The organism is Streptomyces sp. NBC_00354, assembly GCF_036106915.1.
Lineage (GTDB): Bacteria > Actinomycetota > Actinomycetes > Streptomycetales > Streptomycetaceae > Streptomyces.
The window spans coordinates 5,815,237-5,835,856 of sequence record NZ_CP107983.1; the positions used below are offsets into that span (position 1 = coordinate 5,815,237).

Annotated in this window: 20 protein-coding genes; 13 read left to right on the forward strand and 7 right to left on the reverse strand. The window is 73.0% G+C overall.

All coding sequences use genetic code 11. The features are described 5' to 3' along the window. Positions 1-281: 281 nt before the first annotated feature. Positions 282-2,108, reverse strand: coding sequence for a serine/threonine-protein kinase (locus OHT74_RS26660; RefSeq protein ID WP_328621608.1), 1,827 nt, complete (start codon positions 2,106-2,108; stop codon positions 282-284). 133 nt (positions 2,109-2,241) lie between these two features. On the opposite strand from OHT74_RS26660, the gene OHT74_RS26665 reads away from it, so the two are divergent. Both OHT74_RS26665 and OHT74_RS26670 read left to right on the forward strand, forming a co-directional pair. After that, positions 2,242-3,753, forward strand: a complete 1,512-nt coding sequence (locus OHT74_RS26665) for a serine/threonine-protein kinase (RefSeq protein ID WP_328621609.1) — start codon at positions 2,242-2,244, stop codon at positions 3,751-3,753. 185 nt (positions 3,754-3,938) lie between these two features. Continuing rightward, positions 3,939-4,094 (forward strand): hypothetical protein, encoded by a 156-nt coding sequence (locus tag OHT74_RS26670; RefSeq protein WP_328621610.1) that lies wholly within the window; start codon positions 3,939-3,941, stop codon positions 4,092-4,094. Positions 4,095-4,112: 18 nt separating this feature from the next. Here the strand turns inward: OHT74_RS26670 and OHT74_RS26675 are convergent, their stop codons facing one another. Together OHT74_RS26675 and OHT74_RS26680 are read right to left on the reverse strand one after the other, a co-directional pair. Continuing rightward, positions 4,113-5,117 carry a polyprenyl synthetase family protein gene (locus OHT74_RS26675; RefSeq protein ID WP_266673076.1) on the reverse strand — a complete coding sequence of 335 codons (1,005 nt, stop codon included), beginning with the start codon at positions 5,115-5,117 and terminating at the stop codon, positions 4,113-4,115. An 83-nt stretch (positions 5,118-5,200) separates the two neighbouring features. Next, the gene (locus OHT74_RS26680) at positions 5,201-5,602 is read right to left on the reverse strand and encodes an ATP-binding protein (protein WP_328621611.1); all 402 of its coding nucleotides are present in this window, start codon (positions 5,600-5,602) and stop codon (positions 5,201-5,203) included. 147 nt (positions 5,603-5,749) lie between these two features. Between OHT74_RS26680 and OHT74_RS26685 the strand changes: the two genes are divergently transcribed. From OHT74_RS26685 to OHT74_RS26720, 8 genes are all read left to right on the forward strand, one after another. After that, the gene (locus OHT74_RS26685; protein WP_328621612.1) at positions 5,750-6,598 is read left to right on the forward strand and encodes a helix-turn-helix domain-containing protein; all 849 of its coding nucleotides are present in this window, start codon (positions 5,750-5,752) and stop codon (positions 6,596-6,598) included. Next, positions 6,558-6,818, forward strand: coding sequence for a DUF397 domain-containing protein (locus tag OHT74_RS26690; protein ID WP_328621613.1), 261 nt, complete (start codon positions 6,558-6,560; stop codon positions 6,816-6,818). Before OHT74_RS26685 ends, OHT74_RS26690 begins: the two co-directional genes overlap by 41 nt. Before the next feature lie 3 nt (positions 6,819-6,821). Further along, positions 6,822-8,354: a serine/threonine-protein kinase gene (locus tag OHT74_RS26695; RefSeq protein WP_328621614.1), complete on the forward strand. Its 1,533-nt coding sequence runs from the start codon at positions 6,822-6,824 to the stop codon at positions 8,352-8,354. Continuing rightward, a complete protein-coding gene (locus OHT74_RS26700; protein ID WP_328621615.1) occupies positions 8,351-9,913 on the forward strand; it encodes a serine/threonine-protein kinase in 1,563 nt (520 codons plus the stop codon). The genes OHT74_RS26695 and OHT74_RS26700 overlap by 4 nt, the downstream gene beginning before the upstream one ends. Positions 9,914-9,980: 67 nt before the next feature. Next, complete coding sequence (locus OHT74_RS26705; protein WP_328621616.1) at positions 9,981-11,558, forward strand: serine/threonine-protein kinase; 1,578 nt, start codon at positions 9,981-9,983, stop codon at positions 11,556-11,558. A 72-nt stretch (positions 11,559-11,630) separates the two neighbouring features. Next, on the forward strand, positions 11,631-13,763 hold the full coding sequence (locus tag OHT74_RS26710; protein ID WP_328621617.1) for an acyl-CoA dehydrogenase: 2,133 nt from the start codon (positions 11,631-11,633) through the stop codon (positions 13,761-13,763). 12 nt (positions 13,764-13,775) lie between these two features. Beyond that, complete coding sequence (locus OHT74_RS26715) at positions 13,776-14,969, forward strand: lipid-transfer protein (protein WP_328621618.1); 1,194 nt, start codon at positions 13,776-13,778, stop codon at positions 14,967-14,969. Between the two features lie 43 nt (positions 14,970-15,012). Then, on the forward strand, positions 15,013-15,528 hold the full coding sequence (locus tag OHT74_RS26720; protein ID WP_328621619.1) for a YcxB family protein: 516 nt from the start codon (positions 15,013-15,015) through the stop codon (positions 15,526-15,528). Positions 15,529-15,540: 12 nt separating this feature from the next. On the opposite strand, the gene OHT74_RS26725 is transcribed toward OHT74_RS26720, so the two are convergent. Beyond that, positions 15,541-15,969: a hypothetical protein gene (locus OHT74_RS26725; protein ID WP_266667472.1), complete on the reverse strand. Its 429-nt coding sequence runs from the start codon at positions 15,967-15,969 to the stop codon at positions 15,541-15,543. Positions 15,970-16,087: 118 nt separating this feature from the next. Beyond that, the gene (locus tag OHT74_RS26730; RefSeq protein ID WP_328623399.1) at positions 16,088-16,504 is read right to left on the reverse strand and encodes a DNA-binding response regulator; all 417 of its coding nucleotides are present in this window, start codon (positions 16,502-16,504) and stop codon (positions 16,088-16,090) included. A 261-nt stretch (positions 16,505-16,765) separates the two neighbouring features. On the opposite strand from OHT74_RS26730, the gene OHT74_RS26735 reads away from it, so the two are divergent. Genes OHT74_RS26735 through OHT74_RS26745 form a run of 3 tightly spaced genes read left to right on the forward strand, consistent with a single transcriptional unit; the run spans position 16,766 to position 19,681 of the window. Next, entirely contained in the window at positions 16,766-17,620 is an 855-nt protein-coding gene (locus OHT74_RS26735) for a MaoC/PaaZ C-terminal domain-containing protein (RefSeq protein WP_328621620.1), read from the forward strand. Between the two features lie 25 nt (positions 17,621-17,645). Next, positions 17,646-18,725, forward strand: a complete 1,080-nt coding sequence (locus tag OHT74_RS26740) for a Zn-dependent alcohol dehydrogenase (protein WP_266667476.1) — start codon at positions 17,646-17,648, stop codon at positions 18,723-18,725. Positions 18,726-18,739: 14 nt separating this feature from the next. After that, positions 18,740-19,681 (forward strand): 3-oxoacyl-ACP reductase, encoded by a 942-nt coding sequence (locus tag OHT74_RS26745; RefSeq protein WP_328621621.1) that lies wholly within the window; start codon positions 18,740-18,742, stop codon positions 19,679-19,681. Here the strand turns inward: OHT74_RS26745 and OHT74_RS26750 are convergent. Then, on the reverse strand, positions 19,678-20,268 hold the full coding sequence (locus OHT74_RS26750) for a hypothetical protein (protein ID WP_328621622.1): 591 nt from the start codon (positions 20,266-20,268) through the stop codon (positions 19,678-19,680). The genes OHT74_RS26745 and OHT74_RS26750 overlap by 4 nt on opposite strands. Continuing rightward, positions 20,265-20,534, reverse strand: coding sequence for a hypothetical protein (locus OHT74_RS26755; RefSeq protein WP_266667482.1), 270 nt, complete (start codon positions 20,532-20,534; stop codon positions 20,265-20,267). The genes OHT74_RS26750 and OHT74_RS26755 overlap by 4 nt, the downstream gene beginning before the upstream one ends. Positions 20,535-20,620: the final 86 nt, after the last annotated feature.

Genomic DNA, 20,620 nt, shown 5'->3' on the forward strand with positions numbered 1-20,620 from the left:
CCCATGGTGCCTTACCGGCTGGTAGGGCACCATGCCGGGGCCCTCCGGGGTGGAGGTGGGTGCCGCTGCGCGGGGCCGTCTCCCCGCCCCGCCCTTTCTCCTCCCCCGGCTACCGCCGGGAGGTGCCCCCACCGGGGGCGAGCCCCGGCCCCCGTCGGGTCCGGCGCCCGTTGCGGGGGCGCTGCCCCCGGACCCCCGCGCCTCAAACGCCGGCGGGGCTGGGTTTGTCGGTGGGGCCGGGTTTGTCGGCGGGGCTGGGTTTGCCGGTGGGGCTGGGTTTGCTACCGGCCGAAGAGGCGGGACAAGGTGCCCGGGCCGGTCGAGCGGCGTTGGTCGCGCAGTGCCCGGCGGAAGTCGGCGCGGGTGTCGGACACCTCCTGGGTCAGCCAGTCGGTGTTGCCGAAGACGAAAGGGAGCCGGTGCAGCAGCGAAGTGATGAGCGGCAGGGCGCGTGCCGGATCACCCGCCTCCCCGATGCTGCGGAGCACGCGGTAGCCCACCTCCGGATCGCCGTGCTCCACGAGTTCCTCGAGATCCGGGAACAGCTTCAGGTACAGGGGCGCCGCGCCGGCGAAATCACCGACCAGCCAGGCGTCGTGCGCCAGTCGGCGCCGTATGTCGAGCAGGACCGGGCTGCCGGCCGGCAGCGCCCGTTCCAGGTCGGGCAGCAGCGGCCCCAGCCAGGCCCGTTCGCTCTCCGCCCGCTCGGGTGTGCGCGGGTCCCACTGGCCGTCGCGGTCGCGCCCGCCGCGGTGGAGGGCGCCGGCCAAGTAGTACCGGGAGACCAGCGTCACCGGATCCTGGGCGCCGAGCACCCGTCCCGCCTGCTCGATGATCTCGCGCAGCTCACTCTCGTGGCGGCGGCCGTCGCCGGGGCCGTTGGCCGCCGCCTCGCCGACGTACACCGCGCGGGCGGTGATCGTGTCGGGGGGCTCCAGTCCGAGGACCCGCATCATCCGGGGCAGGATGCGTTCCAGGTCGGTGGCGGACTGCCTGCGCACGCTCATGGCCCGGTGGTAAGCGCTCCGTACCGTCAGTGGGTCGTTCGCGCCGAGCTCCTCCGTGAGGTCGGTCACCAGCATGCCCAGCCGTTCCGCGAGGTCGGCCGGGGCGTCCTCCAGCAGCCGGGTCAGCCGGTGGCCCAGCATCACCCGGACCGGATCCCCGGCCGTGGTGTGCACGGTCGGGGAGTAGGAGGGTGGAGGCGGCCAGGATGCCGGTACGGCGTCCGCCGTCGCGCCGGGGCCGTGCGGCTCGTCCCGGGCGACCTCCGCCAGCCGCCGGCTCACCTCACGGGCGTTCGCGGGCCGGTGGCGGGGGTCCTTCGCCAGCAGGTCGAGTACGAGGGGGTCGAGCGCGGCCGGCAGCCCCGCCCGCAGGGAGCCGGGCGCGGGCGGCGCGGCCGTGAGGTGCAGGGCCAGGAGCTCGTGCATCTCGGCGGCGGGGAAGGGCCGCGAGCCGGTGAGCAGCTCCATGAGGACGCAGCCGAGGGCGTACAGGTCGGCCCGCCCGTCTACGGGAACCCCGTTCGCGCCGCCGGTCCAGCGCTCCGGGGCCATGTACGGGAACGAGCCGATGACCATGCCGGTGGCCGTCAGCTCCGTACCGGGACCGTCCTGGGCCTTGGCGATGCCGAAGTCGAGGACCTTCGCGACCCGGCTGCCCTCGGTGACCATCACGTTGGCCGGCTTGATGTCCCGGTGGACGACTCCCGCGTCGTGCGCGGCCCCGAGCGCGGCTGCCACCTGCATCGCCCAGTCCAGCGCGTCGGCGAGCGGTGGCACACCGTCGGCCAGGATGTCGGCCAGGCTCCGGCCCTGGAGCAGCTCCATGACCAGGAAGACCGCGCTGCGCCCGGCGTGCTCGGTGCGGCCGAAGTCGTGGATGGTGGCGATGTTGGGGTGCGCGAGGTTCCCGGCGAGGCTCGCCTCCCGCTCGAACCGGCGGGTGTCCTCGTACGTCTGCGGATATCCGATCTTGACGGCGACCCAGCGGCCCACGCGGCTGTCCTTGGCCCGCCACACCTCGCCGAATCCGCCCCGGCCGAGCAACTCGTCGAGCTCGTACCGGTCTTCGATCAGTTCCCGCACGCGCTCGGCCCCCGTCACACCATGATCCATCCGCTCGGCAGGAGCATTATGTCCCCGTGTGGGCGGCGGGGGTCGGCGCCTTGTGCGTCGCTGCCTTCGTGAGCGCCGTCTCGGTAGGATCCGCATCCCTATCGGGGGAGGGGCAGTCGGTATGGATCGGGCAGGGCCGGCGGATCCGGCGTACGTGGGGCCGTTCCGGGTGTTGGGTGTGCTCGGGGAGGGCGGGATGGGGCGCGTCCTGTTGGGCGCCGGGCCGGACGGGCGGCTCGTCGCCGTCAAACAGGTGCACGACCGCTTCGCCCGCGACGACGGGTTCCGCGCCCGGTTCCGGCGCGAGGTGGCGGCCTCGCGCCGGGTGTCCGGTGCCTACACCGCGGCCGTGATGGACGCCGACCCGGACGCCCCGACACCGTGGCTCGCCTCCGTGTTCGTCGCCGGGCCTTCGCTCGGGGCCGCGGTGGAGTCCGCCGGGGTGCTGTCCGAGCAGTTCCTGCGCCGTCTCGCGGCGGGGCTGGCCTCGGCGCTGGCGGAGATCCACCGGGCCGGGCTGATCCACCGGGACCTCAAGCCGGACAACGTGCTCCTCGCCGAGGACGGCGTACGGGTCGTCGACTTCGGCATCGCACGGGCGGCGGACGGCGAGGGCAGCACCGGGCTGACCCGGACCGGCTGGGTGATCGGCTCGCCCGCGTTCATGTCGCCGGAGCAGGCCGAGAGCAAGGAGCCGACCCGGGCCGCCGACGTGTTCTCCCTCGGGTCGGTGCTGGTCATGGCCGCGACGGGCAGCAGTCCCTTCGCCGGGAGCTCGACCCTCCAGACGCTGTACGACGTGGTGCACGCCGAGCCCGACCTCAGCGGGGTCCCCTCGGGGCTGCGCCCCGTCGTCGAGCGGTGCCTGGCCAAGGACCCGGCCGCCCGGCCGACCGCTACCGGGCTGCTCGACCTGCTCGGTCCCGTCGCCCCGGCCGGCCGGCAGTGGCCGCCCGCCGTGTACGAGCTGGTCGCCGCGCAGCGGGCCGGGATCGACCGGCTGCTCGACGGCGAGGCCCCCGCGACCGTGAAACCGCCGAAGCCGAAGCCGAAGCCGAAGCCGAAGCCGAAGCCGAAGCCGAAGCCGGGGCCGGGGCCGAAGCCGGGGCCGGGGCCGGGGCCGAAGCCGGGGCCGGGGCCGGAGCCCGAGCGGCAGCCGGAACCGGCGCTGGATCCCACGCCGGACCCACAGCCGGAGCCGGAGCCACGGACCCTGCCGGAGGCGGAGGTGGGGCGGCGTTCGGGGCCTGCGGTTCCGTCCGGTTCGGCCACCGAGGAGGCCCGGCCGCGGCCCGGTCAGCCACGGCCACGGCCACGGCCACAGCCACGGCCGGAGGCGGGGGCGGAGGCGGGGGGCACGGGACCGTGGCGTCGGGCGGCATGGGCGGCCGGCGCCATGACGGTGGCCGCCGTCGTCGCCCTGGCCGCGTGGCCCGAGGGCGGGGGCGGTTCGCCGGCCGGGAAGGGGAACGCGCCCACCTCCGCTTCCGTTTCCGCCTCCGAGTCCGTTGCCGACGCCGTGCCCCTTCCCTATTACTCGGGGATCCGCACCTGCGCCGAGATGGCGGGACGGTTGCCCGAAGGGCGGAACGTGGCCGAGGACCACCATGAGCGGGACACCTTCACCATGTAGACCAGCTGCACCTGGCGCGCCACCGGCGCCTCCGAGCCGCCGTCCGAGGCGGTCGTGTGGGACCTGATGCTCTTCAGCGGGACCGGGATCGACGGCGCGGTCGACGAGCAGAAGCGCCGCTTCGCCACGGCAGGGAGTTACGGCAGCCGGGAGCTCGGTCTCGGTTTCGGTGACGAGCCCGCTGGGTGGACGAGGGGTCCACCACCACCTGTGCCCTGGCCGTCCGCGACGCCAACCTGCTGGTCACGGTGAAGCTGTCGGTCCAGCGCCACCCCGGGCCGTCCTGCAGGCAGGACGCGAGAAACCTTGCCCGGACCGCACTGGCGGCCACGCGCCGTTGATCCGCCGAGGGTGGCGGCCTACGCCGAGGCCGCCACCGGAGCGGCGAGGTCCGGCTGGAGGAGCATCTCGGCCGCGTACTCCACGAGGTGCCGCATCGTCGGCAGGTGGCGTTTGTCGCCGCCGAGGGTGGCGAGGAGGGCGTGGGCCTCGGTGCGGAAGGCGTCCAGGTCCGCGGCGTAGCGGTCGAGGACGTCCGGTGCGAGCAGGATGCGGGCGAGCTCCGCGCGGGCGCGCTCCGAGCGGCGGGCGGCGGCGCTCCGGCCCAGGATGTCCTCGCGGGCCCGCGGTGTGGGCGCGTCGTCGAGGGCGCAGGTGAGCAGATAAGTGACCGTCCCGTTGAGGAGGTCCTCATTGCGGCCGGAGAGGATGTCTTCCTGGTCGTTGAACAACTGCCACAGGATGCCGAATATGTAGCCGAACTCCCGCCACAGTTCTACTCTTTCGTCACTCGCGCCCGACAATATCGCCGCCATCGCCGTGATCATCGAGAACGGCCCGCCGGATTTCCCGCGGTAGACCTCGACCACCGAGTTCCGGGTGGCGCCGTCGGCATCTCCGTCGATGTCGCTCAGCTGCCCCTCGGTGCCCACCACCCAGCCGGTCGCGATCTCGGCCGTCAAAGCGCCCTGGACCGCCGCCGACACCGGGAGGGACCGGATGATCTGGATCGGGAGCACCGCCCCGCTGAGCACCGAGGCCAGCAGCGCCTCGTTCTGGCTCAGGCTGTCGGAGGCGGTCGTGCCGTGCCCGTCGGCCAGGTCGTCGAGGTAGCAGGCCGAGGTCCACCACAGCACGTGCACGGCGGACAGCGGGACGGCCGGTCCGGGATCCCCCGTCTCGATGGCGTGCACCATCATCGGGAGCACGGACAGCGGATGCCTCAGTTTTTGATGCCGGAGGAGTCTGCTCACCGCGCTCTTGGCGGCGCCCGTACCCGAGGCCGCGGCGAGGCGTAAGAGGGCGGTCTCCAATTCCGCCTCGATGTCCAAGGAGACTTGCCGGTGCAGGTCCATGTACGTCATGCAATTCACAGGCGATTTCCTTCCTGAAGTGAAATGGGGTCGGCATGAACGCCCCAGATTGGATCATTTGGTACTGAGGGGAGCTAGAGCGATTTCCGGACTTGGCCGGTTTGGGCCTGCGCCGGTTCGGTACGGGGTCCGTCGCATTCGAACCACACCGTTTTCCCGGTAACCGTCGGCTCCGCACCCCAGCGGTCGGTCACGGCCCCGACCAGACGCAGCCCGCGCCCGCCGTCGGCGAGCTCCCCGCCGTCGCCGCGCGCCACGCGCACCGGGCTCGGGCAGTCGTCCGTCACCTCGACCCGCAGCCCGCCCGGCCCGCACAGGATGAGCACCGAGCAGGCCCGGCCGGGAACGTGCCGGACGACGTTCGAGACGAGCTCGGTCAGTGCCAGCTCGGCGGCGTGGGTCAGCCCGGCCAGGCCCCAGCTGGCCAGGTAGATCTGCAGGATGCGCCGCATGTGCCGGGCGGAGTGCTCACTCACGGTGAAGCCCATGCGGTAGCTCTCGCCAAGTCCGGTTGCTGAATGCTCAGTTACGTGATTCACGTCACCAGAGTGCGGTGGTGTGGTTACGCTCGGCTACGGACCGAAACGAACGCCGCAAGGCGTGTACTTGGGGGTGACCGCCTCATGGTCAACATCCGTGATCTCGATCCCAGCGCGTCCCCGCTGGACTACTACGGCGCGGAACTGCGCCGGCTGCGGGAGGAGGCCCGACTGAAGCAGGGCCAGCTCGGGGACATCCTCTTCTGCACGGCCTCCCTGATCGGACAGATCGAGACCGCACGGAAGGTCCCGACCAGGGACTTCTCGGAACGCGTGGACGCGGCACTCGGCACGGACGGGATGTTTTCCCGGCTGGTGGGGCTGGTGCTGAGGAGCCAACTGCCGCACTGGTTTCAGGCGTACGCGGAGATGGAAGCGAAGGCGACGTACATCTCCAGCTATCAGGCACAGTTGGTCTACGGGCTGTTGCAGACGGAGGAGTACGCGCGGGCGGTGCTCAAGGCTGGTTGGTCGGACAAGCTGGATGAGGCTGTGGCCGCGAGGCTGGATCGGCAACGCATCTTGAGCGCGGCGCGTCCGCCCCTGGTCTGGGTGGTGCTGGATGAGGCCGTGCTGCACCGACCGTTCGGCAGCCGCGAGGTGATGCGGAACCAACTGGACCACTTGTTGGGCTTCCGCGATAGGCGTGAACTCCGGATCCAGGTGCTCCCTTTCAGTGCTGGCCAACACCCCGCTACGGTGGGCTCGTTCAACGTGCTCAGGTTTGAGGACGACCCGGATATCGTCTATGCCGAGAGCTACGGATTGGCCAACGTGACCGCCAACCCGGACACGGTCAGGGACTGTGCGCACCGTTACGATCATTTGCAGGCTGCAGCCCTCTCTGTGGAGGACTCTGCGGCACTGATCGCCCGCGTACGGGAGGAACGTTATGGGGACCAATCAGGATCTGGCAGCTGCCCGGTGGCGTAAGTCGAGCTACAGCGGCGGCACCGGTGGCGACTGTGTCGAGTGTGCCCCCCTCGGCGCCGCCGCCTGGCGCAAGGCCTCGTACAGCGGAGACACCGGCGGTGATTGCGTCGAGGTTGCCGCCCAGCCCTGTCGGATCGCCGTCCGGGACTCCAAGAACCCCGAAGGCCCCGCCTTCACCGTGAGTCCTGCCGCCTTCGCTGCGTTCGTCGGCGCCCTCTAGCGAGTGGAGCAGCACATAGGGCCGTTCCGGACGGTCGCGGTGCTCGGCCAGGGCGGGATGGGCCGGGTGGTGCTGGGGGTGGGGCCGGACGGGCGGTACGTCGCGGTCAAGCAGGTGCATGCCGAGCTGGCCGGGGACGAGGGGTTCCGGGCGCGGTTCCGCCGTGAGGTGGATGCCTCGCGGCGGGTGGCCGGCGGCTACACCGCGGCCGTGATCGACGCCGACCCGGACGCGGAGACGCCGTGGCTGGCCTCGCAGTTCGTGCCGGGGCCCTCGCTGAACCAGGCCCTGGAGACCGCCGGGCCGCTGCCCGAGGAGGCGGTGCGCCGGCTGGCCGCCGGGCTCGCGCACGCCCTGGCCGACGTGCACCGGGCGGGCCTGATCCACCGGGACCTCAAGCCGTCCAACGTCCTGCTCGCCGAGGACGGCGTACGGGTCATCGACTTCGGCATCGTGCGGGCGGTCGGCGACCAGACACGGATCACGCACGACGGGTCGCTCATGGGCTCGCCCGCGTTCATGTCGCCCGAGCAGGTGCTGGGGCAGGAACTCACCCCGGCCAGTGACGTGTTCTCGCTCGGAGCGACCCTCGTCATGGCCTGTACGGGGAAGCCGCCGTTCGCCGGGAGCTCGGTGCCGCGGATCCTGCACGAGGTCGTGCACGCCGAACCGGACCTGAGCGAGGTGCCGCCCCGCCTGCGCGAGGTCATCGCGTGGTGCCTCGCCAAGGACCCGGCCGACCGGCCGACCCCGCGCGAGCTGCTGAGCAGGGTCGGCGGGCTGACGCCGTCGGCGCGGCCGTGGCCGGAGGCGGTGAACACGCTGATCCACGACCAGCTGGTCGTGATGGGCGCGCTGCTGCGCCAGGCCACGGGTCCCGGAACGGCTCCCGGAACGGCTCCCGAAGCGGCACCCTGGTGGCGCCGCCGCTGGCCCCGGCCGTTGATCGTGGCGGTTGCCGCGGCGGGCGTCGTGGCCGTGGCCGGGCTGACCGTGGGGCGGCCGTACCTCGTGGACACCTACCGCGAATTCATATCGGATGTCCGGTCGACAGGGCTGGCGCAGAAGAAGGACAAGTACCCGGCGATGCCCCCGTCCTGTGAACAGGTCCGGGACAAGGTGCGCGTGCCGTCCGGTTTCGACCAACCGGAGGGGTTCGGGCCGGTCGAGCAGTCCGGCTCGGCCTATGCCCGCTGCACCTGGACCAACCGGACCGGTGACGAGATCGAAGCGGAGTGGACGTTCTTCGCGACCGGCAAGGGCGAGGGCACCGGGGCCGAGCGGGCGAAGCACCGCCTTGAGATCTTCAACGAACCCGGCGAGACCCGGCGTGACATCGACCTCGGGTTCGCCGACGAGGGTCTGTGGCAGCCGCCGCCCAAGGACGACAGGTTTCCGAACTGCCGGCTGTACGTACGGGACGTCAACATGACGCTCCACGTCTCGGTGACGGGCCCCCGCTACCCGACCGACACGTGTGCGGCCGTCACGCGGGAGCTCGCAGCCTCGGTCGTGGAGTCGGTGGGGAGCCGATGAGACCGCTCAAGGAGGCCGATCCGGCCACGGCGGGACCGTACCGGCTGCTCGCCGAGCTCGGCCGGGGCGGTATGGGCCGCGTGCTGCTCGGCGCCGCACCGGACGGGCGGCTCGTCGCCGTCAAGCAGGTGCACGCCCGGCTCGCCGACGACGACGGTTTCCGGGTCCGGTTCCGGCGCGAGGTCGCCGCCTCGCGGAAGGTGTCCGGCGCCTTCACGGCCGCGGTCCTGGATGCCGACGCGGACGCCGACGCGCCGTGGCTGGCCTCGGTGTTCGTGGCCGGGCCCTCGCTGGGGGCCGCGGTGGAGAGCGCCGGGGCGCTGCCCGAGGAGGCGGTGCGCAGGCTCGCCGCGGGGCTGGCGACGGCCCTCGCCGAGATCCACCGGGCGCGGCTGGTGCACCGGGACCTCAAGCCCGACAACGTGCTGCTCGCCCGGGACGGGGTGCGGGTGATCGACTTCGGGATCGCGCGGGTGGCCCGGCCCGGCGAGGTCACCGAGCTGACGCGGGCCGGGACGGCGATCGGCTCGCCCGCGTTCATGTCGCCCGAGCAGGCCGAGGGCGGCGAACTGACCCCGGCGAGCGACGTGTTCTCCCTCGGGTCCGTCCTGGTGCTGGCCGCGACGGGGCGCAGTCCCTTCGCGGCGGCGACGGTGGCGCTGACCCTCTACAACGTCGTGCACACCGAACCCGACTTCCTCGGCCTCCCGCCGGGTCTGCGCGAGCTCGTCACCCGGTGCCTGGCCAAGGACCCGGCGGCCCGGCCGTCCCCGGCCGAGATCCTGGGCCTGACCGGCGCGGCCGACAGCACGCGGTGGCCGCCCGCGGTCGAGCGGATGGCCGCCGCCCAGCAGGAGGAGATCGACGGGCTGCTCCGGGACCCGGACGGCACGTCTCGCGCGCTCGGGGGCCCGGACGTGGACCCGGACGCGGCGACCGCGACCGCGGCGGCGGCGGTCCGCCCGGAGCGGGCCCACGCGCCGCGCGGCCGGCGGCTGCGCCTGCGCCCGCGGAACCTGCTGCTGGCCGCGGGCGTCCTCGTGGCGGCCTGGGCCGGTGTGACGTACGGGCTGCGCGCGCTGGAGGAGCCGCCGCCGGCCGAAGCGGACCGGTACCTGAGCGTGCCGCTCTGCGCGGAGGCGGCCGGAAAGCTGCCGCTGCCGCAGCAGGAAATGCGCCAGGCCGGCGACAACGACTCACCCGTGAAGTCGTACGTGGCCTGTGACTGGGTGGTGGCCTTCGACGAGTCCGCCGGCGAGGAGAAGCCGCCGCCGCACGCGTACGTCAGCTGGTCCGTGGAGCGCAGCGGCCGCGTCCCGGGCAGCGGGGCGGAGCGCACGCGGTTCAATCTGGGCAGCGGGCGGCCCGAGACCGGTCTCGGGGTGGGGGACGGCGCGCGCTGGTCGACTCCGATGACCGCGCAGACCTGTTCGCTGGGCGTGAGCGACGGCAACCTCCTGGTGCGGGTGGCCCTCGGCGGTCCGCAGCATCCCGCCGCGGCCTGCGAGAGCGAGGCGAAGGAGATCGCCCGGGCCGCGCTGGCGGCGATGCCCCGCTGAGCGAGGGCCGAGTGGAGAGGTGGAACAGGGCGGTATGGAAGACCTAGGGCCCTCGGGACCGAAGCACGTGGGACCGTTCAACGTGCTCGGCGTGCTCGGGCAGGGCGGGATGGGGCGGGTGCTGCTGGCCGCCGGGCCGGACGGGCGGCTCGTCGCCGTCAAGCAGGTGCTCGCGCACTACGCCGACGACGAGGGCTTCCGGGCCCGGTTCCGGCGTGAGGTCACGGCCTCGCGGAAGGTGTCCGGCGCCTACACGGCGGCGGTGATCGACGCCGACGCGGAGGCCCCGACGCCCTGGCTCGCCTCGGTGTTCGTGGCCGGGCCGTCCATGGGCGCCGTCGTCGGGGCGGTCGGGGTGCTGCCGGAGGACGTCGTGCGCCGCCTCGCGGCCGGGTTGGCGTCCGCCCTGGCGGAGATCCATCGGGCCGGGCTGGTGCACCGGGACCTCAAGCCCGACAACGTGCTGCTCGCCGAGGACGGCGTACGGGTCATCGACCTGGGCATCGCGCGGGCGACGGAGCCCGGCGCCGAGGGCGACACCGGGCTGACGCGGACCGGCTGGGTCGTCGGCTCGCCCGCGTTCATGTCGCCCGAGCAGGCCGAGGGCAAGCCGCTCACCCCTGCCAGCGACGTGTTCTCGCTCGGCTCGCTGCTGGCCATGGCGGTGACCGGCCGCAGCCCGTTCGCCGGATCCTCCACCCTCCGGACGCTCTACGACGTGGTGCACGCCGAGCCCGACCTGAGCGCCGTTCCGCCGGGGCTGCGCGAGGTCGTCGCGAGCTGCCTGGCCAAGGACCCGGCCGCCCGGCCGTGCCCGGCGCGGTTGCGCGAGCTGATCGGTCCGGTGGCACCGGCGGGCCGGCAGTGGCCCTCCGCCGTGTACGGGATGATCGCCGCGCAGCGGGCGGACATCGACCGGCTGCTCGACGCCGAGCCCTCGGCGCCGCCCGTCCCGGCCCCCGTACCCCGACCCGCATCCGAGCCGCAGAAGGGTCCGGCGGTTGCGGACACGAAGGAGCCCCCGCCGCGCGTCCCGCGGATCCCGTCCGTCCCGCCCACACCGGCCGTCCCCCCGGACACCCCCCGCTCCCGCAGCCCGTGGCGCGCTCCGCGCCGGATCGCGGCCCTGGCGGCGGCCGGTGTCCTCGTTGTGGCCGGTACCGGGGTCGCGCTGTACGTACGGGACCGGGTCACGGCCCCCCTCGCGTACACGGCCGTCCCGACCTGTCAGACGGCGTACGGGAAAGTGCCCCTGGCGTTCGCGTCGCCGGCCGGTGACACCCGCTCCGAGACGGCCAAGGGCGTGCAGGCGGGCTGCAACTGGGACGGGCTCCACAGCGCCGCTTCGCCGGCCGGACTGGTCCGGTGGGACCTGAGTCTCGGCGGGAACGCGGACACCAACGCGGCGACGCAGAGGCGGCGTTTCCAAGGGGAGGCGACCGGCCGGCGCGAGGCGCCCCGCCTCGGGTTCGGCACCGAGGCCTATTGGGGCTCTCCCGGTTCGGACTGGAGCTGTGTCCTCTCCGTCCGCGAGGGCAATCTCTCCGTCTGGGTGGGCCTCCAGGCGAAGCCGTACGCCAAGGGCGACTGCGAGACGAAGGCGAAGGAGGTGGCCCGCGCCGCGCTGAAGGCCGCCACTCGCTGATCCGGCACCCCGGCCGAAGAACACAGTTGTCTGACCTTCCGTCAGAATGGAACGTGTTCTAGCCTGCCGCGCATGGGCATCGGAATCACTGGGGAACAGCGGGAGTTGGCCGGGGCCGTACGAGGCTGGGTGGCGCGGGCCGTGCCGCCCGAGGAGGTGCGCAAGCTGCTCGACACCCCGCCGCAGACCGGGGCGCGGCCGGCCTACTGGGACGCGATGGCCGCGCAGGGGCTGCTCGAGCCGCACCTGGAGGGCGGCACCCTGCTCGACCTGGCCGTCGTCGTCGAGGAGGCCGCCCGGGCGGCGCTGCCCGGGGCGTTCCTGCCGAGCGTGCTGGCCTCCGTACTGCTCGACCGGGCCGGGTCCGAACCCCTCGACGGGCGGGTCGGCGCGGTCGCCCTCGGCCCGGGGACCCTGACCGCCGTCGCCGTCGAGGGCGGCGGATACCTGCTCGACGGCGACGCACCCCCGGTGCTCGGCGCCGGGGAGGCCGACCTCGTGCTGCTCGCCGCCGAGGCCGCGCACGGCACGTGCTGGTTCGCCGTGGACGCCGCCGCACTGGACATCCGTACGCACGAGAGCGCCGACCCGACCCGGCCCACCGCCGAGGTGCGCGCCCGCGCCGTCACCGTGCCGCCCGGGCGCCTGGTCGGCCTGGACGCGGCCCTGGTCCGGGACCTGGCCTGCGCCCTGTTCGCCGCCGACGCCTGCGGCACCGCCGCCTGGGCGCTGTACACCGCCGCCGAGTACGCCAAGGTCCGCGAGCAGTTCGGCCGGCCCATCGGGCAGTTCCAGGGCGTCAAGCACCTGTGCGCCGACATGCTGGTGCGCCTCGAACAGGCCCGCGCCCTGGCCTGGGACGCCGCCCAGGTGATGGACGAGCCAGCCCCGGTGCGCTCGCTCGTGGCCGCACTGGCCGCCGGGAGCGCGCTCGACGCCGCCTACTCCTGCGCCAAGGACTGCATCCAGGTCCTCGGCGGGATCGGCTTCACCTGGGAGCACGACGCTCACCTCTACCTCCGCCGGGCCGTCGTCGCCCGCCAGCTCCTCGGGCCCGGCGACGGGCACCGCGTACGGGCCGTCCGGCTGGCGGCCGCCGGAGCCCGGCGCGAGCTGCGCCTGGAACTGCCCGCGGAGGCGGAGACCCACCGCGCGAAGGCCCGTACCGCCATCGAGGACGCGCGCGGACTCGGTCCGGCGGCCGCCCGGCGGATCCTGGCCCCCACCGGGTACGCGGCCCCGTACCTGCCGCCGCCCCACGGGCTCGGCGCCGGGCCCGTCGAGCAGCTCGTCGTCCAGCAGGAACTGCGCGCGGCCGGGGTCAGGCTCGCCGACCTCGGGATCGCCACCTGGGTCGTGCCCTCGCTGCTCGCCTACGGGACCGACGCGCAGCGGGAGCGGTACCTGCCGGCGACCCTGCGCGGGGACGTCACCTGGTGCCAGCTGTTCTCCGAGCCGGGGGCGGGCTCGGACCTGGCCGCGCTGCGGACCAGGGCGGAGCGGACGGCGGACGGCGCCTGGAAGGTGAACGGACAGAAGGTGTGGACGAGTTCCGCGCACAGTGCCGACTTCGGGATCCTGCTGGCCCGGACCGACCCGGCCGCCCCCAAGCACAAGGGGCTCGGCTACTTCGTGGTCGACATGAAGAACACGCCGGGGATCGGCGTGCGCCCGCTCAAGGAGATCACCGGCGAGGCCCTCTTCAACGAGGTCTGGTTCGACGACGTCCTGCTGCCCGCGGACGCCCTCGTCGGCGCCCCCGACGGTGGGTGGAAGGTCGCCCGCAACACGCTCGGCAACGAGCGGGTCCACATGGCCGACCAGATGACCTTCGACACCGGACTTGAAGCGCTGATCGCCCGCTCGGCGGAACTCGACGGCGCGTACCGGGCGCGGATCGGGGCGCTCGCCGCCGAGGCGCACGCCCTGGCCTGCATCGGGCTGCGCACCACGCTCCAGCAGGTGTCGGGGCTGGAGCCGGGCGCGGGTGCGTCCGTACGCAAGCTCGTCCAGACCCCGCACCAGCAGCGGACCGCCGAGCTCGCGCTCGAACTGCTGGGCCCGGCGGGCGCGGTACGGGAGGGGGCGGGGGAGCGGGCGGTGCACGGGATGCTCATGTCCCGCTGCCTGACCATCGCCGGGGGCACCACACAGGTCCAGCTCAACGTCGTCGCCGAGCGCATCCTCGGCCTCCCCAGGGACTAGGAGTTGTCGGGCATGAAGTCATACATCGTGGGCGTCGGCATGACGAAGTTCGAGAAGCCGGAGTCGAGGGACTGGCAGTACTGGGACATGGCGAAGGAGGCCGGGACCGCGGCGCTGGCGGACGCGGGGATCTCGTACGAGGAGGTCGAGCAGGTGCCGGTGGGGTACTGCTTCCAGGCCTCCACGGCCGGGCAGCGGGCCGCGTACGAGCTGGGGCTGAGCGGGGTCCCGGTCTACAACGTGAACAACAACTGCGCGACGGGGTCGACGGCGCTGATGATGGCGCGGCAGTTCGTGGAGGGCGGGATCAGCGACTGCGTGCTCGCGCTGGGCTTCGAGAAGATGAAGCGGGGCGCGCTGGGCGGTGGCGCCGACGCGGGCTCCGACTTCAAGACCTCGCCGGTGGCCCGGCACTACGGGATCATGGCCGCGGGCCACGGCTTCGAGATGTCCCCGCCGACCGCGCAGATCTTCGGGAACGCGGCGCGCGAGCACATGGAGCGGTACGGGACCACGGCCGCGCAGCTGGCGGCGGTGGGGGCGAAGAACCACCGGCACTCGGCGAACAATCCGAACGCGCAGTTCCAGGACGTGTACACGGTGGAGGAGATCCTGGCGGCGAAGCCGATCCACGAGCCGCTGACGAAGCTGCAGTGCTCGCCCACGTCGGACGGGGCGGCGGCCGCGGTGGTCGTCTCGGAGCGGTTCGTCGTCCGGCACGGCCTGCACGACAAGGCGGTGGAGATCGTCGGGCAGGCGATGACGACGGACACGGAGGAGTCGTTCGCCTCCGGCTCGTGCATCGACGTGGTGGGCAAGCCGATGACGGCGGCGGCGGGGCGGGCGGTGTTCTCGTCCTCGGGACTCGGCATCGAGGACGTGGACGTGATCGAGCTGCACGACTGCTTCTCGATCAACGAGCTGCTGACGTACGAGGCGCTGGGCATGTGCGAGGAGGGCGCCGCCGGGAAGCTGGTGGAGTCGGGCGCGACGACGTACGGCGGGCGGTGGGTGGTGAACCCCTCGGGCGGCCTGATCTCGAAGGGCCACCCCCTGGGAGCCACCGGGCTCGCGCAGGCGGCGGAACTGGTCTGGCAGTTGCGCGGCCAGGCCGGCCCCCGCCAGGTCCCGCAGGCCCGGGTCGCGCTGGCCCACAACATCGGCCTGGGCGGTGCGGCCGTCGTGACGCTACTGCGGCGCGGCTGACCCCGACCGCCGCTCCGGGGGCACAGGGATAGGCTCCGCCCCCGTGAGCGACATACGCGAGACCTCCTTCAGTGTCACCGGCAACGTGACCCGGGACGAGTACACCGAGGCCGCCAAGGCCGCCGGGCTGTTCCGGAGGGGGCGCGCCGTGGCCGCTCTCGGCACGGTCTTCCTGGGCGCGGCGAGCGTGTCGCCGTCCTCGGACGGCCTGACCGTGCACCCCGTCTCCCTCGGCATCGCGGTGGCGTACGGCCTGGTCGTGCTGCTGGTCCTGCCGCGACTGACGGTGGCCCTGGGGTTCCGCTCCGGCCGGGCCGCCGAGCAGAAGCGGGCCGTGGTGGACCGGGAGGGCATCACGGCGTTCCGCGGCGGGGAGTCGATGCGGCTCGCGTGGGACGAGGTCCGCTGGTACCACGAGACGCCGCGGCTGCACGTGTTCGTGGGCCGCGCGCGCCGCCGGACCTGCCTCGTGGTGCTGCCCAAGCGCCTGTTCACGGTCCCGGGCGAGAGCGACCTGCTGGCCGCCCTCGCCCACGCGCGCGCAGGCGACCGCTCGTAGCGCCCGGCCCGGTCAGAGCTTCTCGACGTCCTTGTGCACCAGGTCGGAGCCGGGGTGGGTGGCGGTCAGGCGCACCTTGAGCGGATGGCCGGCCGGCGCCTTGATGATCCGGTCGGGCGACTCGCCCAGGCCGGTGCCGTTGCAGGACGGCTCGCTGGTCAGGTTGGACCAGCCGTTCGGGTCGTGCGGGTCGTTCCACGACACCCAGGCGCAGTCGCGCTCGCCGCTGGTGATGCTGACCGAGATGATCCTGACCGAGTTCACCTCGCCGTCGACGCGCTCGTAGATCACCGTTCCGGTGTTGTGGTGGAGGCCGGTACCGGCCTCCAGCGGGACACTGAGGACCGGGCCGGCCGGGGTGTCGGCGATGGCCGGGGCGGCGCCTGCCGTGAGCGCGGCGGCGACCAGTACGACGGTGGCGGACAGGGCGGATACGCGCATGGTTCCGTCTCCACGAAGCTAGGTTGAAGGGCGTCCCATCCTGGTCCGGCACCCGGACGGCGCGCTGCGGCGGAATCCGTCAATCGGTGGCCGGGAACGACCGCCCCGCCCGGCCGCGCTACGGTTCGAACGTCGGGTCCGTGACCGTCTCGCCCGTCACGGCGCGGCGGACGGCGTCGGCCAGTGCTCCGGGAGGGTCGTCCCGCAGCACCACCCCCGCCGCTCCCGCGGCGAGCGCCCCCTCGACCAGGCCCGGCCTGGCCGACCCGGCCAGCAGCAGCACCCGGCACTCCGGGGCCTCGCGGCACACCGCCGCCACCTCCGCGAGCACCTCCGGCCGGTCCGCGTCCACCAGCGCCACGGCCGGACAGGCCGTCAGCGCCGCCGCGCCCACGTCCGCACCGGGCGCGACCCGGGCGACCACGTCGAGGTCCGGCTCCAGCCCGAGCAGAACCGCCAGCGCGCCGGCCGACGTGCCCGGACCCTCCGCCAGCAGGACCCGCAACGACCTCGCCGTACGGAAATTCCGGGGCATCTCGTCCACCCCGCCACCCTAGGGCCCCGACCCCCGAGTGCCCGGCAACAGCTCCGGCCAACGTCATCCTGACGTGGAGTCAGGAGTCTTCCCAACTGCTGGGGCGTGCGTTATACATTCCTTCACCGGCTCGACCTAGAACGCGTTCTAGAAGACGGCCGGTCCCGCAAACGACCTCGGTGCGGCCGACGGTGCGGACGACCGCACCGAGGTCTTCCAAGCAGAAGCAAACGGGAACCGAAACAAGGAGCAGCATCCTCAATGCCGATCGATGCCGCCAGGGCCCTCGCCGCAGACCCCCGCCAGGGGGACATCGCCTGGGACCACAAGGACATCCAGCTCTACCACCTCGGCCTCGGCGCAGGCATCCCTGCCACCGACCCCGACGAGCTGCGCTACACCCTCGAGTCCAGACTCCACGTACTCCCCAGCTTCGCGACCGTCGCCGGTGCCGGGATGGCCATGATGGGCGGCCTCGCCGCTCCCGGGATCGAGGTCAACCTCGCCAACGTCCTGCACGGCGGCCAGTCCATCGAGCTGCACCGCCCCATCCCCGTCAAGGGCAGCGCCACCTCCTCCGCCAAGGTCGCCGCCCTCTACGACAAGGGCAAGGCCGCCGTGATCGTGCTGCGCACCGAAGTCGCGGACGCCGACGGGCCGCTGTGGACGAGCGACGCGCAGATCTTCGTACGGGGAGAAGGCGGGTTCGGCGGCGACCGCGGCCCCTCCGTCAAGACCGAGCTGCCCGAGCGGGCGCCCGACCGGGTCGAGGAGCGGCACATCCGTGAGGAGCAGGCGCTCCTGTACCGGCTCTCCGGCGACTGGAACCCCCTGCACGCCGACCCCGAGTTCGCCAAGCTGGCCGGCTTCGACCGGCCGATCCTGCACGGCCTGTGCTCGTACGGGATGACCCTCAAGGCCGTCGTCGACACGGCGCTGGGCGGGGACGTCTCGCGGGTCCGGGCCTACCGCACGCGCTTCGCCGGGATCGTCTTCCCGGGCGAGACCCTGCGGATCCGGATGTGGGAGGAGCCGGGCCAGGTCCGGGTCTCGGTGACCGCCGTCGAACGCGACGACGCGCCGGTCCTCGCCGACACCGTCGTCGAACACGCGTAACGCCCGACCACAAAGGAGCCGCACCGTGCGCGCAGCACTGCAGAGCGAGATAGGCCAGGACAAGCTCGAGGTCGTCGAGGACATGGAGACCGCGGGCTTCGGCCCCGGCAAGGTCCGTATCCGCATCAAGGCCACCGGCCTGTGCCACTCGGACCTCTCCGCGATGAGCGGCGTGCTGCCGCAGCCCGCCCCCTTCATACCCGGCCACGAGGGCTCGGGCGAGATCGTCGACGTCGGCGACGGGGTCACCACCCACGCCATCGGCGACCGGGTCCTCGTCTGCTGGCTGCCGCCGTGCGGGCACTGTCCCGCCTGCAAGCGCGGCCAGGGCCACCTGTGCCTGGAGTCGTTCGCGAACGTGGTCACGCCCAACTTCCGCCGCACGGGCGGCGGGGACATCTTCGGCTTCGCCGGCACCGGCACCTTCGCCGAGGAGATGGTGGTGCCCGCCGCGTGCGCCGTACCGATCCCCGACGACCTGCCGTACGACATCGCCGCGCTGATCGGCTGCGGGGTGACCACCGGCCTCGGCGCGGCCATCAACACCGCCAAGGTGGAGGCCGGGTCCTCCGTCGCCGTCATCGGCTGCGGCGGCGTCGGCATCTCCGTCATCCAGGGCGCCAAGGTGCAGGGCGCGGCGCAGATCATCGCCGTGGACCCGGTGGCCTCGCGGCGCGAGGCGGCGCTGCGCTTCGGCGCGACCGAGGGGGTCGCACCGGAGGCCTTCGCCGACGCCAAGAACCGCATCACGGGCGGTGAGGGCTTCGACTACGTCTTCGAGGTCGTCGGCAAGTCCGCCACCACGCAGACCGCGTACGAGATGACCCGGCGCGGCGGGTCCGTCGTCGTGGTCGGCGCGGGCGCGCTCGACGACAACTACTCGATCAACATGTTCTCGCTGTTCTTCGACGAGAAGAAGATCCTGCCGTCGATGTACGGGGGCGGGGACGTGCTCCGCTCGTACGAGCGCACCATCGCGCTGTGGCGGGCGGGCCGGGTGGACCTGGCGGGCCTGATCACCCACCGGGTGCACCTCGCCGAGATCAACGACGCCCTCGACCAGATGCGTACGGGCGTCGCCCTGCGCACCTGCATCGAACTCTGAGAGGAATCCGGTAGATGTCACTGCCACTTGAGGGGCTCTGCGCCATTGTCACCGGCGCCGGCCGCGGGCTCGGCCGGGCCGAGGCGATCGAGCTCGCGCGGCTCGGCGCGAGCGTGGTCGTCAACGACTTCGGCCAGAGCGGACGCGACGGCTCCGGGGAGGCCTCGGCCGCCCCGGCGGAGGAGGTGGCCGCCGAGATCCGCGCCGCGGGCGGGCAGGCGGTGGCGCACCTCGGTGACGTGGCCGACTTCGAGCAGGCGCGCGAGCTGGTCGAGCTGGCGGTGAGCAGCTTCGGGAAGCTCGACATCCTGGTCAACAACGCGGGCATCCTGCGCGACCGGATGGTCTTCTCCATGTCGGAGGAGGAGTGGGACTCGGTCATCCGGGTCCACCTCAAGGGCCACTTCAACACCACGCACTTCGCCTCCGTGCACTGGCGCGAACGCTCGAAGGCGGCGGGCGGGCCGGTCTACGGCCGGATCGTCAACACATCCTCCGAGGCCTTCCTCGGCGGCTCGGCCGGCCAGCCGAACTACGCGGCGGCCAAGGGCGGCATCGTGGGCCTGACGACCTCGACCGCCCTGGCCCTCGCCAAGTACGGGGTGACGGCCAACGCCATCTGCCCGCGCGCCCGGACCCGGATGACGGAGGACGTGTTCGCGGGCTTCCAGGTCCCGGAGGAGGGCAGGCTCGACCCGCTGGCCCCCGAGCACGTCTCGCCGCTGGTCGGCTACCTGGCCTCGCCGGCCTCGGCGAAGGCCAACGGGCAGCTGTTCGTCGTGCACGGCGGGATCGTGGTCGTGATGGAACGCCCGAAGGTGGCCGCGAAGTTCGACACGGGCAAGGAGGCCTTCTCCTACGAGGAGCTGGACGAGCTGCTCACCCCGCACTACGACGCCCGTCCGGCGAACGAGACGTTCGCCGCGGTGGAGGTCCTGGGCCTCAAGCACGACTAGCCGGCGGGGCGGAGGGGCCGCTTGTAGTACCGCCACGGGAACCATCCCACGCCGACCGGAATCCATCCTTCCGATTCCATCCGCCGGTGTCGCGCGATGGAGGGGAGCGTCACCCGGCAGTGCTCCCAGGGGTGGGTGGAAGCCTCCACCTCGTGGAAGAAGGGGCCGTAGCCGACCATGTGCCAGCCGTCGCGGCCGGCCTCGTCCAGGGCGGCCATCTCGTTGAACGCGGTCAACCCGCTGAGGGTGCGGCGCTTCGGGGCGTTCGGGCCCTCGGCGGGCGGCGGCGAGCCCGCACCCGCAGCCTTGCCCGCGAAGCGCTGCTGGGCGGCCTGGCGGCTCACTCCCAGGACGCGGCCCACCGTGTCCCAGCTGTGGCCGGCGGCCCTGGCGCCCTGGACGGCCTCGCGCAGCAGCCGGCTCGCCTCCTCGGCTCCGACGCGCGAGGCGTCCACCAGGCGCAGGTAGCCGTGCGCGTCGTGCTCGAGCGAGTCGGCCAGTCCCTCGGGCGCGCCGAGGACGGCTGCGGCGATCCCTTCCCGGATCCGGTCCATCTCCGCAGGGTGGAGCAGGGGTCCGTCGTTCATCGGCGCAGTCCCGCAAGGGGTTCGAGGGCGTCGAGGACTTCCTCGTCGCGGCGCACCTGCTCGGCATTGCGGGCGGTCAGGCCGGCCGTGCAGGCGATGAGTGCGAGGCCCGCGACGATCAGGGCGACGGTGGCGGAGGTACCGAGCCCGTCGCCGAACATCACCGTCACGGCCGGCAGGCTCACGGCGAGCGGCAGTACGGCGGCCATGGATGTGGTGGTGGGAAAGGCGACCCGGTGCCGGGCCTTCGAATTCAAGATCGACATGCGTCAAGGAAACCTTGACGCGGTCGAGTTGTCAAGAATTCCTTGACGCCCTTCCCGGGTCAGCCGCACCGCCGCAGCGCCCCCCG